The 15,698-nt window shown below is 60.1% G+C and carries 14 protein-coding genes; 10 read left to right on the forward strand and 4 right to left on the reverse strand.

The window, feature by feature from the left end; all coding sequences use genetic code 11:
• Positions 1 to 8: 8 nt before the first annotated feature.
• Both envC and N6G83_RS45765 read left to right on the forward strand, forming a co-directional pair.
• Entirely contained in the window at positions 9 to 1,343 is a 1,335-nt protein-coding gene (envC, locus tag N6G83_RS45760) for a murein hydrolase activator EnvC (protein WP_025304680.1), read from the forward strand.
• A gap of 2 nt (positions 1,344 to 1,345) precedes the next feature.
• Entirely contained in the window at positions 1,346 to 2,299 is a 954-nt protein-coding gene (locus tag N6G83_RS45765) for a divergent polysaccharide deacetylase family protein (protein ID WP_049299570.1), read from the forward strand.
• Between the two features lie 40 nt (positions 2,300 to 2,339).
• On the opposite strand, the gene tdh is transcribed toward N6G83_RS45765, so the two are convergent.
• Entirely contained in the window at positions 2,340 to 3,365 is a 1,026-nt protein-coding gene (gene tdh, locus N6G83_RS45770; protein ID WP_025304682.1) for an L-threonine 3-dehydrogenase, read from the reverse strand.
• Positions 3,366 to 3,374: 9 nt separating this feature from the next.
• Complete coding sequence (gene kbl, locus N6G83_RS45775) at positions 3,375 to 4,571, reverse strand: glycine C-acetyltransferase (RefSeq protein WP_004931154.1); 1,197 nt, start codon at positions 4,569 to 4,571, stop codon at positions 3,375 to 3,377.
• Positions 4,572 to 4,810: 239 nt separating this feature from the next.
• On the opposite strand from kbl, the gene rfaD reads away from it, so the two are divergent.
• The 6 genes from rfaD to N6G83_RS45805 are packed head-to-tail and all read left to right on the forward strand — an operon-like array spanning position 4,811 to position 11,184.
• On the forward strand, positions 4,811 to 5,740 hold the full coding sequence (gene rfaD / locus N6G83_RS45780; RefSeq protein ID WP_025304683.1) for an ADP-glyceromanno-heptose 6-epimerase: 930 nt from the start codon (positions 4,811 to 4,813) through the stop codon (positions 5,738 to 5,740).
• A gap of 22 nt (positions 5,741 to 5,762) precedes the next feature.
• Complete coding sequence (gene rfaF, locus N6G83_RS45785; protein ID WP_025304684.1) at positions 5,763 to 6,809, forward strand: ADP-heptose--LPS heptosyltransferase RfaF; 1,047 nt, start codon at positions 5,763 to 5,765, stop codon at positions 6,807 to 6,809.
• A gap of 2 nt (positions 6,810 to 6,811) precedes the next feature.
• Positions 6,812 to 7,777 carry a lipopolysaccharide heptosyltransferase RfaC gene (gene rfaC / locus N6G83_RS45790; RefSeq protein WP_197771130.1) on the forward strand — a complete coding sequence of 322 codons (966 nt, stop codon included), beginning with the start codon at positions 6,812 to 6,814 and terminating at the stop codon, positions 7,775 to 7,777.
• Entirely contained in the window at positions 7,774 to 8,940 is a 1,167-nt protein-coding gene (locus N6G83_RS45795; protein WP_049209106.1) for a glycosyltransferase, read from the forward strand. The genes rfaC and N6G83_RS45795 overlap by 4 nt, the downstream gene beginning before the upstream one ends.
• 28 nt (positions 8,941 to 8,968) lie before the next feature.
• On the forward strand, positions 8,969 to 10,210 hold the full coding sequence (locus tag N6G83_RS45800; RefSeq protein ID WP_043141024.1) for an O-antigen ligase family protein: 1,242 nt from the start codon (positions 8,969 to 8,971) through the stop codon (positions 10,208 to 10,210).
• Positions 10,207 to 11,184 (forward strand): glycosyltransferase family 2 protein, encoded by a 978-nt coding sequence (locus N6G83_RS45805; RefSeq protein ID WP_025304688.1) that lies wholly within the window; start codon positions 10,207 to 10,209, stop codon positions 11,182 to 11,184. The genes N6G83_RS45800 and N6G83_RS45805 overlap by 4 nt, the downstream gene beginning before the upstream one ends.
• A gap of 36 nt (positions 11,185 to 11,220) precedes the next feature.
• Here the strand turns inward: N6G83_RS45805 and N6G83_RS45810 are convergent, their stop codons facing one another.
• Positions 11,221 to 12,315 carry a glycosyltransferase family 9 protein gene (locus tag N6G83_RS45810; RefSeq protein WP_025304689.1) on the reverse strand — a complete coding sequence of 365 codons (1,095 nt, stop codon included), beginning with the start codon at positions 12,313 to 12,315 and terminating at the stop codon, positions 11,221 to 11,223.
• Positions 12,316 to 12,323: 8 nt separating this feature from the next.
• Complete coding sequence (locus N6G83_RS45815) at positions 12,324 to 13,280, reverse strand: polysaccharide deacetylase family protein (RefSeq protein ID WP_197765295.1); 957 nt, start codon at positions 13,278 to 13,280, stop codon at positions 12,324 to 12,326.
• A 210-nt stretch (positions 13,281 to 13,490) separates the two neighbouring features.
• On the opposite strand from N6G83_RS45815, the gene rfaQ reads away from it, so the two are divergent.
• Both rfaQ and N6G83_RS45825 read left to right on the forward strand, forming a co-directional pair.
• Entirely contained in the window at positions 13,491 to 14,573 is a 1,083-nt protein-coding gene (gene rfaQ, locus N6G83_RS45820) for a putative lipopolysaccharide heptosyltransferase III (protein WP_043141032.1), read from the forward strand.
• Positions 14,570 to 15,697 (forward strand): glycosyltransferase family 4 protein, encoded by a 1,128-nt coding sequence (locus tag N6G83_RS45825; RefSeq protein ID WP_197771137.1) that lies wholly within the window; start codon positions 14,570 to 14,572, stop codon positions 15,695 to 15,697. Before rfaQ ends, N6G83_RS45825 begins: the two co-directional genes overlap by 4 nt.
• Position 15,698 lies beyond the last annotated feature (1 nt).

Consider the following 15,698-nt stretch of genomic DNA (forward strand, 5'->3'; position numbering starts at 1 on the left):
CCTTCTCCATGAGGGAGAAGGCGTTTTTTGCACTATCAAGGGTAACCCGAAGCGCAAACGCAGGCAGCCGGCCGCTGCCTGAACGCACCGCGCCAAGGACGTTCACCGCCATGTGCGCCAGCGTATTTTGCGCTGGCGTCTTGCTGTTGCCGCTCGCCGGCCAGGCGGCGGAAGACAATAAATCCCAGCTGAAAGACATCCAGCAGAGCATCGCCGAGAAAGAAAAAGCGGTGAAGCAGCAGCAGCAGCAGCGCAGCTCGCTGCAGGATCAGCTGCGTCAGCAGGAAAAAACCATCGCCCAGGCCAGCCGCCAGTTGCGCGACACCCAGGGCACGCTCACCCAGTTGAGCAAGGATATTTCCGGCCTGAACGCCTCGATAGCCAAACTGCAAAAGCAGCAATCGACCCAACAAAACCTCCTCGCCAAACAGCTCGACGCCGCCTTCCGGCAAGGGCAGCACAGCGCCGTGCAGCTGATCCTCAGCGGTGAAGAAAGCCAGCGCAGCGAACGTATTCTGGCCTATTTCGGCTATCTGAATGAGGCGCGCCAGAAAACCATCGAAGAGTTGAAACAGACCCGCGCCGAGCTGGCGAAGCAAAAAACCACGCTGGTGGCTAAACAGGGCCAGCAAAAATCCTTACTGAGCGAACAACAGACACAGCAGCAGAAGCTGGAGCAGGCGCGCGGCGCCCGCAAGAAAACGCTGACCGCGCTGGAAGCTTCGCTGGAAAAAGACCAACAACGCCTGGTGGAACTGCGCCAAAACGAAGCCCGCATGCGCGACAAGATCGCTCGGGCGGAGCGCGAAGCCCGTGCGCGCGCCGAACGCGAAGCGCGTGAAGCGGCCAAAGTGCGCGAACAGGTGCGCATCAAGGAACAGCAGGCGAAGAAAACCGGCACCACCTACAAACCTAGCGAAGCCGATCGCTCGCTGATGGCGCGAACCGGCGGCCTCGGCCGTCCGGCCGGCCAGCTGATGTGGCCGGTGCGCGGCCGCACGCTGCACGGCTTTGGCGAGCAGCAGCAGGGCGAGCTACGCTGGAAAGGCATGGTGATCGAAGCCCGCGAAGGCAGCGAAGTGAAAGCCGTCGCCGATGGCCGCGTGCTGCTGGCCGACTGGCTGCAAGGCTATGGCCTGATGGTGGTGGTCGAACACGGTAAAGGCGACATGAGCGTGTACGGCTACAACCAAAGCGCGTTGGTCAACGTCGGGGCGCAGGTGCGCGCCGGCCAGCCGATCGCGCTGGTCGGCACCAGCGGCGGCCAGGGAACGCCGTCGCTCTATTTCGAAATCCGTCGTCAGGGACAGGCGGTTAACCCACTGCCGTGGTTGGGAAGATAGATTTGCGTTATGTCAAAACCCGTACAGCTTTGTTAATCGGCTGTCTGCTGCAGGTTTACGCTGCGCAGGCAGGAAAACTCTCCATCGTCATCGATGACGTGGGCTACCGCCCTCACGAAGAAAATGCGGTGCTGCAAATGCCGACGGCGATCTCGGTCGCAGTCTTGCCCAACGCGCCGCATGCCCGCCTGATGGCCACCCGCGCCCACAGCCAGGGCCGCGAAGTCTTGATCCACATGCCGATGGCGCCGCTCAGCAAGCAGCCGCTGGAGCGCGATACCCTGCAGCCTGCCATGAGCAGCGACGAGATCCAGCGCATCATCCGCAACGCAGTGAACAACGTGCCCTACGCGGTCGGCATGAACAACCACATGGGCAGCGCCATGACCTCCAGCCTGCCGGGCATGCAGAAAGTGATGCAGGCGCTCGAAAGCTACCGCCTGTACTTCCTCGACAGCATGACCATCGGCAGCAGCCAGGCGACCCGCGCCGCGGCCGGCACCGGCGTGAAGGTGATCAAACGCAGGGTGTTCCTCGACGATACCGCGAACGAAGCCGACATCCGCCGCCAGTTCAACCGCGCGGTCGAATTGGCGCGGCGCAACGGATCCGCCATCGCCATCGGCCACCCGCGCCCGGCGACGGTGAAGGTGCTGCAGCAGATGCTGCCGTCGCTGCCCGCCGATATCGTGCTGGTCAAACCGAGCGCGCTGCTGAACGAACCGCAGGGCAACGGCGGTGGCAGCTACGTCCCGCCGCCGGTCAAACCGCAAAAACCGCAGCCGAAGAATCCGTTCAGCGGCGGCATCAAGCAGTGCAAGGTCAAACCGCCGAAGGAAAAAACCAACGCCGGCACCGCGCTGGGCGTTATCGCCGACGGCATTGCCACCTCGCCGCCGGTGAACTTCATCAAGCGTCATTGGCAACACTGGACGCAAGCCAAACCGCAAGCATAAAAAAGGGCCGGAATTCCGGCCCTTTTCACATTTGCCGAGATTAATCCCAGCTCAGCACCACTTTGCCCGACTTGCCGGAGCGCATGGCGTCGAAGCCCTGCTGGAACTCGTCGATCGAGAAACGGTGGGTGATGATTGGGGTCAAATCCAGGCCGGACTGGATCAGCGCCGCCATCTTGTACCAGGTTTCGAACATTTCGCGGCCGTAAATCCCTTTGATAAACAGCCCTTTGAAGATGACCTGGTTCCAGTCGATCGACATATCCGAAGGCGGAATACCCAGCATGGCGATGCGTCCGCCGTGGTTCATGGCATTGAGCAGCGTGCGGAACGCCGGCGGCGCGCCGGACATTTCCAGACCGACGTCGAATCCTTCGGTCATACCCAGCTCGGCCATCACGTCGTTGAGGTTTTCCTTACTGACGTTCACCGCGCGGGTCACGCCCATCTTGCGCGCCAGTTCCAGACGGTATTCGTTAACGTCGGTGATCACCACATGGCGGGCGCCGACGTGTTTGCACACCGCCGCCGCCATGATGCCGATCGGGCCGGCGCCGGACACCAGCACGTCTTCCCCGACCAGATCGAACGACAGCGCAGTGTGTACCGCGTTACCGAACGGATCGAAGATCGAAGCCAGTTCGTCGGAGATGTTATCCGGGATCTTGAAGGCGTTGAACGCCGGGATCACCAGGTATTCCGCGAAGCTGCCCGGACGGTTCACGCCCACGCCGACGGTGTTGCGGCACAGGTGCGTGCGGCCGCCGCGGCAGTTGCGGCAGTGGCCGCAGGTGATGTGACCTTCACCGGACACGCGATCGCCGATGCTGAAGCCTTTGACTTCCTGACCGATCGCCACCACTTCGCCCACGTATTCATGGCCGACCACCATCGGAACTGGAATGGTTTTTTGCGACCATTCGTCCCAGTTGTAGATATGCACATCGGTGCCGCAGATCGCGGTTTTGCGGATTTTGATCATGATGTCGTTGTGGCCCAGCTCCGGCTGAGGCACGTCGGTCATCCAAATCCCTTCTTCCGCTTTCAGTTTTGACAGTGCTTTCATGGTTTTACCTTATGCAATAACGCCAAGATCCTTACCGATACGTGTAAACGCCGCCACTGCGCGTTCGATTTGCTCCGGGGTGTGGTCGGCGGACATCTGGGTACGGATGCGCGCCTGGCCTTTCGGCACCACCGGATAGAAGAAACCGGTCACATAGATGCCTTCCTTGAGCAACGCATTGGCGAATTCCTGCGCCAGCTTCGCCTCACCCAACATGACCGGGATGATGGCGTGATCGGCGCCGGCCAGGGTGAAGCCGGCGGCGGTCATTTTTTCGCGGAACAGACGCGCGTTGGCCCACAGGCGATCGCGCAGGGCGTCGCCCTCTTCCAGCAGTTCCAGCACTTTGATCGACGCGGCGACGATCGCCGGCGCCAGCGAGTTGGAGAACAGGTACGGACGCGAGCGCTGGCGCAGCCACTCCACCACTTCTTTCTTGGCGGCGGTGTAGCCGCCGGACGCGCCGCCCAGCGCTTTGCCTAACGTACCGGTAATGATATCGACGCGGCCCATCACTTCGCAGTATTCATGGGTGCCGCGCCCGTTGGCGCCGACAAAGCCCACCGCATGGGAGTCATCCACCATCACCAGCGCCTGATACTCGTCCGCCAGATCGCAAACCCCTTTCAGGTTGGCGATTACGCCGTCCATCGAGAATACGCCGTCGGTGGCGATCAGAATGTGCCGCGCGCCGTCGGCTTTGGCCTGTTTCAGCTGCGCGGCCAGCTCGGTCATGTCGTTATTGGCGTAGCGATAGCGCTTGGCCTTACACAGGCGCACGCCGTCGATGATCGACGCGTGGTTCAGCGCATCGGAGATAATCGCGTCTTCCGGGCCGAGCAGGGTTTCGAACAGCCCGCCGTTGGCGTCGAAGCAAGAGGAGTACAGGATCGCGTCTTCCATGCCCAAAAAGGCCGCCAGTTTCTGTTCCAGCTGCTTGTGGCTGTCCTGGGTGCCGCAGATGAAGCGCACCGACGCCATGCCGAAACCGTGGCTGTCCATCCCCGACTTGGCGGCGGCGATCAGCGCCGGATGGTTGGCCAGGCCCAGGTAGTTATTGGCGCAGAAGTTGATCACATGGCTGCCGTCGGCAACGGCGATATCCGCCTGCTGCGCGGAGGTGATGATGCGTTCTTCCTTGAACAGCCCTTCACTGCGAGTGGCGGCAAGCTGTTGTTCCAACTGCTGATAAAAAGACGCTGACATTCGGTTATCTCCAGGATTGGGCTATTTACGGCATATTTTACTGATTTGTAACCAAACTGACGAGAATGCGCGGGAGAGAATATTAAAATTGCAGCAGATATCACGGCAAAAAGCGGACTTCAATGGCAATGCGGGATATTCGGAGCCCTTCCGCTGTTTGCCGCGGCATGAAATGCTATGATAACCGCCATTGAGCGTGGGGCATTGTGCCCCGCCAGCAGCTTAGCAGGGGTAACCCAATGATTATCGTCACAGGCGGCGCCGGCATGATCGGCAGCAACATCATTAAGGCACTGAACGACAAGGGATATCGCGATATCCTGGTGGTGGATAACCTGAAAGACGGCACCAAATTCGTCAACCTGGTCGATCTGGACATCGCCGACTATATCGATAAAGAAGACTTTATCGCCAGCATCGTGGCCGGCGACGATCTGGGCGAAATCGAAGCGGTGTTCCACGAAGGCGCCTGCTCCGCGACCACCGAGTGGGACGGCAAGTACATGATGGACAACAACTATCAGTACTCCAAAGATCTGCTGCACTACTGCCTGGATCGCGAAATCCCGTTCCTCTACGCCTCCTCAGCCGCCACTTACGGCGGCCGCGAAGAGTTTATCGAAGAGCGTCAGTATGAAGCGCCGCTCAACGTGTACGGCTACTCCAAATTCCTGTTCGATCAGTACGTGCGTGAGATCCTGCCGGAAGCGGACTCGCAGATCTGCGGCTTCCGCTACTTCAACGTTTACGGCCCGCGCGAAGGCCACAAAGGCAGTATGGCCAGCGTCGCCTTCCACCTGAACACCCAGATCAACCGCGGCGAAAACCCGAAACTGTTCGCCGGCAGCGAAAACTTCAAGCGTGACTTCATCTACGTCGGCGACGTGGCGGCGGTTAACCTGTGGTTCTGGGAAACAGGCAAATCCGGCATCTTCAACTGCGGCACCGGCCGGGCGGAAACCTTCCAGGCGGTGGCCGACGCGGTGGTGGACTTCCATCAGAAAGGCGCGGTGGAATACATCGAGTTCCCGGAAAAGCTGAAGGGCCGCTATCAGGCGTACACCCAGGCCGATCTGACCAAGCTGCGCGCCGCCGGCTACGACGCACCGTTCAAAACGGTCGCCGAAGGCGTGAAAGAGTATATGGCCTGGTTGAACCGCACCGCATAAGCTGAAGGAATTAACGCTGGGTATGAAAATACTGGTTATCGGCCCTTCTTGGGTTGGCGACATGATGATGTCGCAAAGTCTCTATCGCACCCTGAAGGCCGAATACCCGTCGGCGGAGATCGATGTGATGGCGCCGGCCTGGTGCCGCCCGCTGCTGGCGCGCATGCCGGAAGTCAATCAGGCGCTGGCGATGCCGCTGGGCCACGGCGCGCTGGGGCTCGGCGAACGCCGCCGCCTGGGGCGCGCCCTGCGCGCCAACCGTTACGATCGCGCTTACGTTCTGCCCAACTCGTTCAAATCCGCGCTGGTGCCTTTCTTCGCCGATATCCCGCAGCGCACCGGCTGGCGGGGCGAAATGCGCTACGGCCTGCTGAACGACGTCCGCGTGCTCGACAAGGCCGCTTTCCCGCTGATGGTGCAGCGCTATGTGGCGCTGGCCTATGACAAAGGCCGCGTTCAGCGCGCCGACGATCTGCCGCAGCCGCTGCTGTGGCCGCAGCTGCGGGTGAGCGACGAAGAGATCGCCGAAACTACTTCGGCCTTCAACCTGACCGACAGCCGCCCGATCGTCGGCTTCTGCCCAGGCGCGGAGTTCGGCCCCGCCAAGCGCTGGCCGCACTATCACTACGCAGCGCTGGCTCAACGGCTGATCGAGAGCGGCTATCAAATCGCGCTGTTCGGTTCGGCAAAAGACCACGAGGCCGGCGAACAGATCCGCGCCGCGTTGCAGGAAGACGCGCGCGATTTCTGCCTTAACCTGGCCGGAAAAACCCAGCTGGAGCAGGCGGTGATCCTGATCGCGGCCTGCCGGGCGGTGGTCAGCAACGACTCCGGTTTAATGCACGTTGCCGCAGCGTTGAACAAACCGCTGATAGCCTTGTACGGCCCAAGCAGCCCCGACTTCACGCCGCCGCTCTCCGACAAGGCGCGGGTTATCCGCTTGATCAGCGGTTATCACAAGGTGCGTAAAGGCGATGCCGAGCAGGGATACCACCAAAGTTTGATCGATATTCAGCCGCAGCAAGTGTTGGATGCGCTGACGCCGTTACTTGTCGCCAGCGAGGAATAGTCATGCAGGTGTTAATCGTAAAAACGTCCTCGATGGGCGATGTGCTGCATACGCTGCCCGCCCTGACCGACGCGCTGCAGGCCATTCCCGATATCCGCTTCGACTGGGTGGTGGAAGAAGGTTTCAGCCAAATCCCCACCTGGCATCCGGCAGTGGATCGCGTGATCCCGGTGGCCATTCGCCGCTGGCGTAAAAATTGGTTCGGCAGCGACACCCGACAGCAGCGCTGCGACTTCAAGCGCGCGCTGCAAGAACGCCATTACGACGTGGTGATCGACGCGCAGGGCCTGATCAAAAGCGCCGCGCTGATCACCCGCGTCGCCAAAGGCAACAAACATGGCCCGGACTGCAAGAGCGCGCGCGAGCCGTTCGCCAGCTGGTTCTACAACGTGCGTCATGAGATAGACAAACAGCAGCACGCGGTGGAACGCACGCGCGAGCTGTTCGCCAAAAGCCTCGGCTACGATAAACCGGGCAGCTACGGCGATTACGCCATCGCCGCGCGTTTTCTCAGCCAGCCGCCGGTCGATGCCGGTCAATATCTGGTGTTTCTGCACGCGACAACCCGTGACGATAAGCATTGGCCGGAGCAGAACTGGCGCGAGCTGATCGCGCTGACGGCCGACAACGGGCTGAAGATCAAACTGCCGTGGGGCGCAGAGCATGAACATCAGCGCGCGCTACGCTTGGCGGAAGGTTTTCCACATGTCGAAGTGCTGCCGAAGCTCAGCCTGCAGCAGGTGGCCGACGTGCTGGCCGGCGCCAAGGGCGTGGTCTCGGTCGACACCGGACTCAGTCATCTGACCGCCGCGCTCGACAAACCGAACATCACGCTGTTCGGGCCAACCGATCCCGGCCTGATCGGCGGCTACGGGCAAAATCAGCACTCGCTGATTTCGCCGGAAAAAAGCATGGCGACAATTGACGCCGATACGGCATGGCAGGCGTTGCAAAAGGTTATAGCATGAAAAAACTGCACATTATCAACCTGGGTAAAATGGGCGGCGTCGAGCGCCTGTTCCTGCAGTACATCAACGATACCACCGACGGCAGCAACCAGGTCCTGTGCATCAGCGGCGACATTGGCGAAGAGATCCGCCGCCAGTTGCCTGCGCATCAGCCCGTCACCTTCGCCAACCGCCTGATCAATGCGCTGCCGCTGCGCTGCCCGCAGTTCCTGCGCAAATTTTTGCTGAAGTGGAAAATCGAGCGGGCCAACGCCGACGTGGTGATCGTCTGGGACCTGGTGCCGGGGCTGGCGGCCAAACCCAAGCGCGGCAAGCTGGTTTACTACGATCACGGCTGCTCCTGGCGTTACCCCAAGAATAAAAAGACGCTGCGTTTCTTCGCCATGCTGGACGGCGTCATTTCCGCCTCACACGCGTCGAAGCGAGTGATGGAGCTGCGCTTTAATCTGCCTTGCCCCAATCACGTGGTGATCAACCGCATCAAGACGCCGGCAGGGATCGACAACACACCGAAAACGCTGTCGCAGCCGGTCCGGATCGGCACGGCCTCACGCCTGGTCAGCCTGAAAGGCATCAGCGTTTCCTTATTGATGATGCAGGAGCTGCTGCGGCGCGGGCATGACGTCACGCTGGAAGTGGCCGGCAAAGGGCCGGATCGCGCGGCGTTCGAGGCGCTGGCGGATCGGCTTCAGCTCGGCGACCGCATCACTTTCAGCGGTTATCAGGATGACGTCGCCGGTTTCTTCAATCGCACGCACATCTACATGAGCACGCCGATCACCGAGCCGTTCGGCTTGTCCTGCATGGAATCGCTCTATTTCGGCGTGCCGGTCATCTTCCCGCAGGTCGACGGCCAGCCGGAAGCGGTGAAAGACGGGGTCTGCGGCATTGGCCTGACGCCGTCGGTCACCATCGAACAGCACCGGCAGCTCACCGATATCGAGGTCGACTTCCCGCATGAGGTCTACGATCCGTTGACCGACAGCCTGGTAGCGCCCAAGCTGCTGTCGCATATCGACTGTGCGGATGCCGTTGAGAAATTGCTGGAGCGAGAAACCTACCAGACTCTGAGCCGAAATGCGCAGCGCTATCCTGCGGAACATTTCAACTATGCTCAGTTCAAAGTTGAATTCGACGACACGCTGCGATCCTTTATCGTTTAATCAACACGTGAGCCGGAAAACACGCCCGATGCTAAAATACAGAACGCCGCACCCTGCCTTCAGCTATCTGATCTATCTGGGGTGCGCCATCGCTTTTTGCACCATCCCTTTCGGTTCCGCGACCGGACGCAATCTGTTTTACGTTTCCAGCTACATCGCCTTTATCGCCGTTTGCCTGTATCCGCGCTACTACTTCAGCAACGTTAGAAATCTGCTGCTGCCCGCGTTGATGTTCAGCGTCGGTATGGGAACCATCCTCTGGATGCATCACTTCAAACAGCCGGGTGACTACATCAATATCTATCGCTCTTATATGTCGACCGGCAAACTGCAGCTCGCGACCGCTTTCATCTTGCTGATTGCGCTCAATGAGCGGTTGTGCGTGCAGCGCCTGTTGATCGTTGTGGCTCTCGTCACCGGTCTGGCGATCAACGGTTATTCCCTCTATCAGGGGCTGCGTCTGGATATCCCGCGCGTAGAGCTCAACTTCGATCGCGCCACGGTCGCCGCCTACCTGATGACCGCCATCGATCTGGTCATGATGCAAGCCATCCTGATGCTGCGCACCCGCTACCGTCTGGTGTTGTACATTGCGGCATTCCTGCTGTCCTTCTCTGCGCTGGTGCTCACCGGCACCCGCGCGGCGATGCTGGTCTACCCGGTGGCGATTTGTCTGTCGCTGCTGGCCACCAAGCAACTGGTTTCCAGAAAACACAAGCTCGCGTTGATGGCCTCGGTACCGCTGCTGCTCGTAGCCTGCGGCCTGGTGTTTAAACCGCAGATAGAAGAACGCATTCAGGCCTTTGAGACCGATATGCGTCTGATGGATCAGCCACAGACTGAAAACTCGATCATTTCACGGCTGTCGATGCAAACGCTGGCATGGCGTACCGGCTCACAAGCCCCCTGGGGCCAATCCGCCGAACAGCGCGGCGAAGAGATCCGTGCGATGGTCGCACAGCAACCTCGCCTGTCTGGCGTTATGCCCTATATCAACGTCCACCTGCACAACGAGCTGCTGGAAACCTATTCGCTCAAGGGCGTCTGGGGCGTACTGCTGCTGCTGGCACTCTATGTCTGCCTGTTCTTCTCTTCGTTCCGGCCGCAGCGCAACGCGCTGTTGCTGAGCGTCAGCGCCAGCCTGTTCGTTTACGGGCTGAGCGACGTCATCTTCTTCAGCACGGAAGGCACCGCCATGTTCTGTCTGGCGCTGATCGCTGGAGTGCTCTCCGTGGCGAGACAGACTTCCACACAGGAGCAGGCCGCGTGAACATTCAGCCACCGCTGCTCAGCGTTATCGTGCCGTTTTATAATAACGAAGCGTTCATCATCGCTGCGCTGGATTCGTTATTTACGCAGATTTCTGATGATATTGAGGTGGTGATCATCGACGATGGCTCTACCGATGCGTCGGGGGCGCTGGTCAGCCGGTATCTGGCGCAGCGGCAGCATCCGCAGGTGGCTTTTATTTCTCAGGCCAACGGCGGTATTGCGCACGCCCGCAATGTCGGCCTGCAGCAAGCCACCGGGCGCTACGTCACCTTTCTCGACGGCGACGATCTGCTGAGCGACGACTATCTGGCGATCCTGCATCCCCTGCTGATCGCCGGTGAGTATGACCTGATCGATTTTAATTATCAGAAGTTCACCGAACAACCGCCGAAATCCGAGAACCGCGCGACGCAGCCCGTAGCCTACGACTTTTCATCGTTGGGGCTGAGCTGCCTGCAACCGCTGTTCGCGCGCTCAATGTGGCATCTCTGGAGCCGGGTATATAAACGCACGCTGCTGGCAGGGGAAGCGTTCGAAGACGGCAGGCGCTACGAAGACGTGATTTTCACGCCTTTTCAGTATTTCAAAACTCGCCGCATCGCCCATCTTGACTGCGAGCTCTACTTCTATCGGGACAACAGCCAGGGCATCACCCGCAATATCAAATCCAAAGATATTGAAGATCTGCTGTTCGCCATGGAGAAGATGCTGCGTTTTGTGGCGCAGCATCCCGGGGATGAGCCGCTGCGCCGGTTAGCCGCCCTGATGCTGGCTAACTGCTTTTCCGAGGTGAAAAGCATGTCGAAAGCGGTGTACGGGTATTATCATTACGCGCCGGCAACGCTGCACATTCTGCGCCGCGCCGCCGCGGTCTGCCGCAACAGCGACGTGCCGGGCAAAAAAGTCCGTCAGATGCGCTATGCGCGAGTGGATACCTTTCTTTCGAAGCTACGCGGGCGCAGGCCGCACTAACCGCATCGGCCGGGCGGCCGATGCGTCGTCTCGCCTTTAGCGCGCTAAAGGCACGTGCGCGACCAACTCGTCATAAATCCGCTGCGGTTGAATAACCCCCATCGGGCTTTCCGCCTCCAGCGGCATCGTATAGCCGGTACGCGACACCTGAATGATGCGGTGCAGTTCAGGATCCTGAATCGGCCCGGTGGAGCGTGAATCGGCGGTCACGAACAGGCTGATGGTTTTCACCTTCAACGCCACCGCCAGATGCAGCGGCCCGGTGTCGCCGGTGACAAGAACATGGAAACTGTCGAGCAACGTCAGCAAGCCTTGCAGCCCCGTTTTGCCGATCTGGTTATCCACGCAGGCCTGCGTTTGCGGGCCGATCAAGCTCATAAACTGTTTGGCCTTGCCGTCGTCAAACGGCGCACCAATCAGCACGATGCGTACATTGGGGTGCTTCGCCACCAGCTCATCGGCCAGCCGCGCATAGTGTGAAACCGGCCAGCAACGCGACTCCGTCGATGCCCCCAATTGAAACCCGATGGTGGGGTGGTCGCTGCTTTTGACGCCGCGCTGATAATCCACGGGAATTTCCATCGTCGGATCGTCGCTGCGGCAACCTAAAATGGAAATCAGCTCCAGCTTGCGGCGCACGAAGTGGCCGTAATAATGGAAGACATAGTTGGTCAGCCAAGGCTCCAGCCCGCAAATGCCCGAGCTGTAGTTATCGCGGATAATGTACTTCGCCCCGGCCAGTACGGCGCTGATGATGTCATAAGGCAGATGGGAGTGCAGGATCAGCGCCAAATCCGGCTGATGTTCGCGCAGCGATTTCAGCAACGGGCGTATCGTCTTGATCTTGCTGTCCCAATACACCACGCGATCGTAATAGCGGCCGTTTTCCACCAGCTCGCGGTTTTTCTTGTGCACCACCAGCGTGATGTGCGCGTTGGGGTAGCGTTCCCGCATCGCCCTCAATGCCGGCGTGTTGAACATGAAGTCGCCCAACGCCGTGGTGGAATAGATGACGATATTGTCAAACTGCTGGGCGCCGTCGAACGTCGCCTTGTCCTGAAAACGGCCGTACTTCGCCGTATAGCGCCGCAAGAACCAGTCGGCAACCTTGATTTTCCATTTCTTCGACATGTGCGTGCTTAGTTCGCTTTAAGTTGATAATACTCGGCCAGCGTCATGCCCACCGTGCGCTGCTGCAGCCAGTCAAACAGCTGCTCCAGATCGCGGTACAGCACTTCGATATCCTGTTCAGTTTTGAACGTCGGGCTGCCGCCCGGCATAAACTCGGAGGAGTGCAGCATAAACTCGACGTAGTCATGCCCCTGCGCCAGCGACGTCTCGGCCACGCTGATCATCTTGGCCACGTTGCCGCCACTCGGCCGCAGCCAGTTGACGGACGGCGAACGGCGCTTTCCGCGCAGCCGATCATAGCCCTGCTTGAACGCATTCATCAGCGCCGAATGCTTGTACTGGATGCTCATCGGCACTTCCAGCAGCGCCGAAGCGCCCGGCTTGGCGATGTTCTGCGGATCGATGAAATAGGCCTGCGACGGGAACCGGCTGTAATCGGTACCGCCGTTGCCCTGCGGGTTACCCGGCGAAAACTGCCAGTTGACCCGCGGCGTCACAGAACAGTCCACCTGATAGCCGTATTCCAGCAGCAGTGAGGCATAGTATTCGTTGAACGCCCAACGGCCGGCGCGATGGCTAAGCATTTTGGTCTGGAAGGCATCTTCCAGCAGCTTGGTCATGTAATCGACCTTGGCGCGGATCTGATCGGCGGGATACTCGATCAAATAAGGCTTGTGGCGCCAGTCATCGTCGGTCAGCGGCGTCAACGGCGGGCTGTTCCAGGCGTGCAGGTGCATGCCGACCTCGCCGGCGTCGCGGGCGATCACGTCGCGCGCGAACTCGACGTAGGCCGGGTCCATCGCCATTTCATAGTTGGTGAGATAAACCGGCTTGAAGGCGTATTTCTCGCACAGCGCCTGAAAGCGCGGCAAGAAACGTGTGTTTTCGGTCGCGATGCGATCGTGGTTTTGCCACAGATTATCGCCTTCGGTATCAATGGTGATGAGAAACGCCGGTTTAGTCATGAATATCGAGCCTGATATCAACAGAATGCACTATGTTACGCAGGCCGTTTCGCCAGGGCAAACGACTTTGCTGCCTGGTTTGGACAACGTTGAAGCGCATTCGTCCCCGGCTCGGCGATTTTTTTGCGGCCCGGCAAGAAAACCGTGCAACAGTAGCCACATGCGATCGGGTCATTTAGAATCAAAGATTGGTTTCCCAGAAAGCGACTCATGATGAACGACGCGCCAGCACTAACTTCCGCCCCATCCGTACAGCGTATTTTGATCATAAAACTGCGCCATCACGGCGATATGCTGCTGGTCACGCCGGTCATCAGCAGCCTGCGGCAAAACTACCCGCAGGCGCAGATCGATGTGCTGCTGTATCAGGAAACGCAGGAGATGCTGGCCAGTAATCCGGAATTGTCGACGCTGTTCGCCATCGACCGCCAATGGAAGAAACAGGGCGTCCGCGCGCATCTGGGGCACGAGCTGGCGCTGCTGCGCCGCCTGAAGGCGCAGCGCTACGATCTGGTGGTCAATCTGGCCGATCAGTGGCGCAGCGCCATCATCACGCGCCTGACCGGCGCGCGCATCCGTTTGGGCTTCGATTTCCCCAAACGCCGCGGCTTCCTGTGGCGCCACTGTCACACGCAGCTGGTGCCGGTGGACAATCACGCCCACCTGCATACCGTCGAACAAAATCTCTCGTTGCTGGCGCCGCTGAACCTGCCCACGCTCAATGAGCATGTCACCATGAGTTACGATCCGCAGGATTGGCAGACCTGTGAGCAACGGTTGCAGAAACAGGGCGTCGCCGGCAGTTATATTGTGGTGCAGCCCACCTCGCGCTGGTTCTTCAAATGCTGGAGCGAAGAGAAAATGGCCGCCACCCTCACCGCCTTGCAGGCCGACGGACACCAGTTGGTGATCACCTCCGGCCCCGACGCCAGAGAACAAGCCATGGTAGAGCGCATTTTGGCGCTCTGCCCGCCGCAGGGCGTAATCTCGTTGGCCGGCCAGCTGACGCTGCGCCAACTGGCCGCCCTGATTGATCACGCCAAGCTGTTTATCGGCGTGGATTCAGTGCCGATGCACATGGCCGCCGCGCTGCAAACGCCGTGCGTGGCGCTGTTCGGCCCTTCCAAGCTGACTTTCTGGCGGCCGTGGCAGGCTACCGGCGCCGTGATCTGGGCCGGCGACTTCGGCGAACTGCCCGATCCGGACGCCATTGATACCGGCACCGACGAACGGTATCTCGACCTTATTCCTACAGACGCGGTGATTGCAGCCGCGCGGAGCACGCTGGCATGAAAGCATTTCGTTTGGCGATCGTTCGCCAAAAATACCGCCCGGACGGCGGAGCCGAACGTTTCGTTTCCCGCGCCCTGGAAGCGCTGGAACAACAGGATCTCGATCTGAACGTCATCACCCGCGAATGGCAAGGTGACGCCAATCCCAACTGGCACATTCACCTGTGCAATCCGTTAAAGCTCGGCCGCATCAGCCGCGAACGGGGCTTCGCCGTGGCGGCCAGGGCGCTGTGGCAGAAAGAGCGCTTCGATCTGGTGCAAAGCCACGAACGCATTCCCGGCTGCGACATCTACCGCGCCGGCGACGGCGTACACCGCCGCTGGCTGCTGCAACGCGCGCGTCTGCTGCCGGAGTGGCGCCGCAAGTGGCTGTTCTCCAACCGCTATCACCGCTATGTGATGTGCGCCGAACGCGCCATGTACGCCGCGCCGGAGCTGAAAGCCGTCATCTGCAACGCCGAGATGATCAAGCAGGAAATCATCGCCGACTTTGGCGTGCCCGCCGACAAAATCACGGTGATCTATAACGCCATCGACAACCAAAAGTTCCCGCCCGCCGACGAGGCCCAGCGCCGGCGTCTGCGCGAGCAATATCAGATCCCGCAACAGGCGCACTGCCTGGTCTTCGTCGGCTCCGGTTTCGAGCGCAAAGGGCTGGCCGCCGCCATCCGCGCCGTGGCGGTGACCGACAGCCACCTCCTGGTGGTCGGCAAAGACAAGGCCGAAAAACGCTACCGGGCGCTGGCGCAGTCGCTGGGCTGCGGCGATCGCATTCACTTTATGGGCGTGCAGAAACAGACCTTGCCGTTATATCAGGCCGCGGATGCGCTGCTGCTGCCGACGCTGTACGATCCATTCCCGAATGTGATTCTGGAAGCGATGTCCTGCGGCCTGCCGGTTATCACCAGCACCACCTGCGGCGGCGCCGAGTTTATCACCCCGGGCCAGAACGGCTTCGTGACCGACGCGCTCGACGTGCCGGCCATCACGGAGGCCATTCGGGCGCTGCCGCGCCAGGCGCTGGGATCTTCCATGGGCGAAGCGGCAAGATTGCGCATTATGACGGCTACGCCGGCGCATCTGTCCGAACAGCTCATTTCCCTCTATAACCGGTTACTGGATTAGC

The organism is Serratia sp. PL7, assembly GCF_945957435.1.

Excerpts from the sequence above, each read along its gene's own strand:
- envC (WP_025304680.1), top strand. The coding sequence starts at position 9 with ATGAGGGAGAAGGCGTTTTTTGCACTATCAAGGGTAACCCGAAGCGCA.
- tdh (WP_025304682.1), bottom strand. The coding sequence starts at position 3,365 with ATGAAAGCACTGTCAAAACTGAAAGCGGAAGAAGGGATTTGGATGACC.
- kbl (WP_004931154.1), bottom strand. The coding sequence starts at position 4,571 with ATGTCAGCGTCTTTTTATCAGCAGTTGGAACAACAGCTTGCCGCCACT.
- rfaD (WP_025304683.1), top strand. The coding sequence starts at position 4,811 with ATGATTATCGTCACAGGCGGCGCCGGCATGATCGGCAGCAACATCATT.
- rfaF (WP_025304684.1), top strand. The coding sequence starts at position 5,763 with ATGAAAATACTGGTTATCGGCCCTTCTTGGGTTGGCGACATGATGATG.
- rfaC (WP_197771130.1), top strand. The coding sequence starts at position 6,812 with ATGCAGGTGTTAATCGTAAAAACGTCCTCGATGGGCGATGTGCTGCAT.
- N6G83_RS45795 (WP_049209106.1), top strand. The coding sequence starts at position 7,774 with ATGAAAAAACTGCACATTATCAACCTGGGTAAAATGGGCGGCGTCGAG.
- N6G83_RS45800 (WP_043141024.1), top strand. The coding sequence starts at position 8,969 with ATGCTAAAATACAGAACGCCGCACCCTGCCTTCAGCTATCTGATCTAT.
- N6G83_RS45810 (WP_025304689.1), bottom strand. The coding sequence starts at position 12,315 with ATGTCGAAGAAATGGAAAATCAAGGTTGCCGACTGGTTCTTGCGGCGC.
- N6G83_RS45815 (WP_197765295.1), bottom strand. The coding sequence starts at position 13,280 with ATGACTAAACCGGCGTTTCTCATCACCATTGATACCGAAGGCGATAAT.
- rfaQ (WP_043141032.1), top strand. The coding sequence starts at position 13,491 with ATGATGAACGACGCGCCAGCACTAACTTCCGCCCCATCCGTACAGCGT.
- N6G83_RS45825 (WP_197771137.1), top strand. The coding sequence starts at position 14,570 with ATGAAAGCATTTCGTTTGGCGATCGTTCGCCAAAAATACCGCCCGGAC.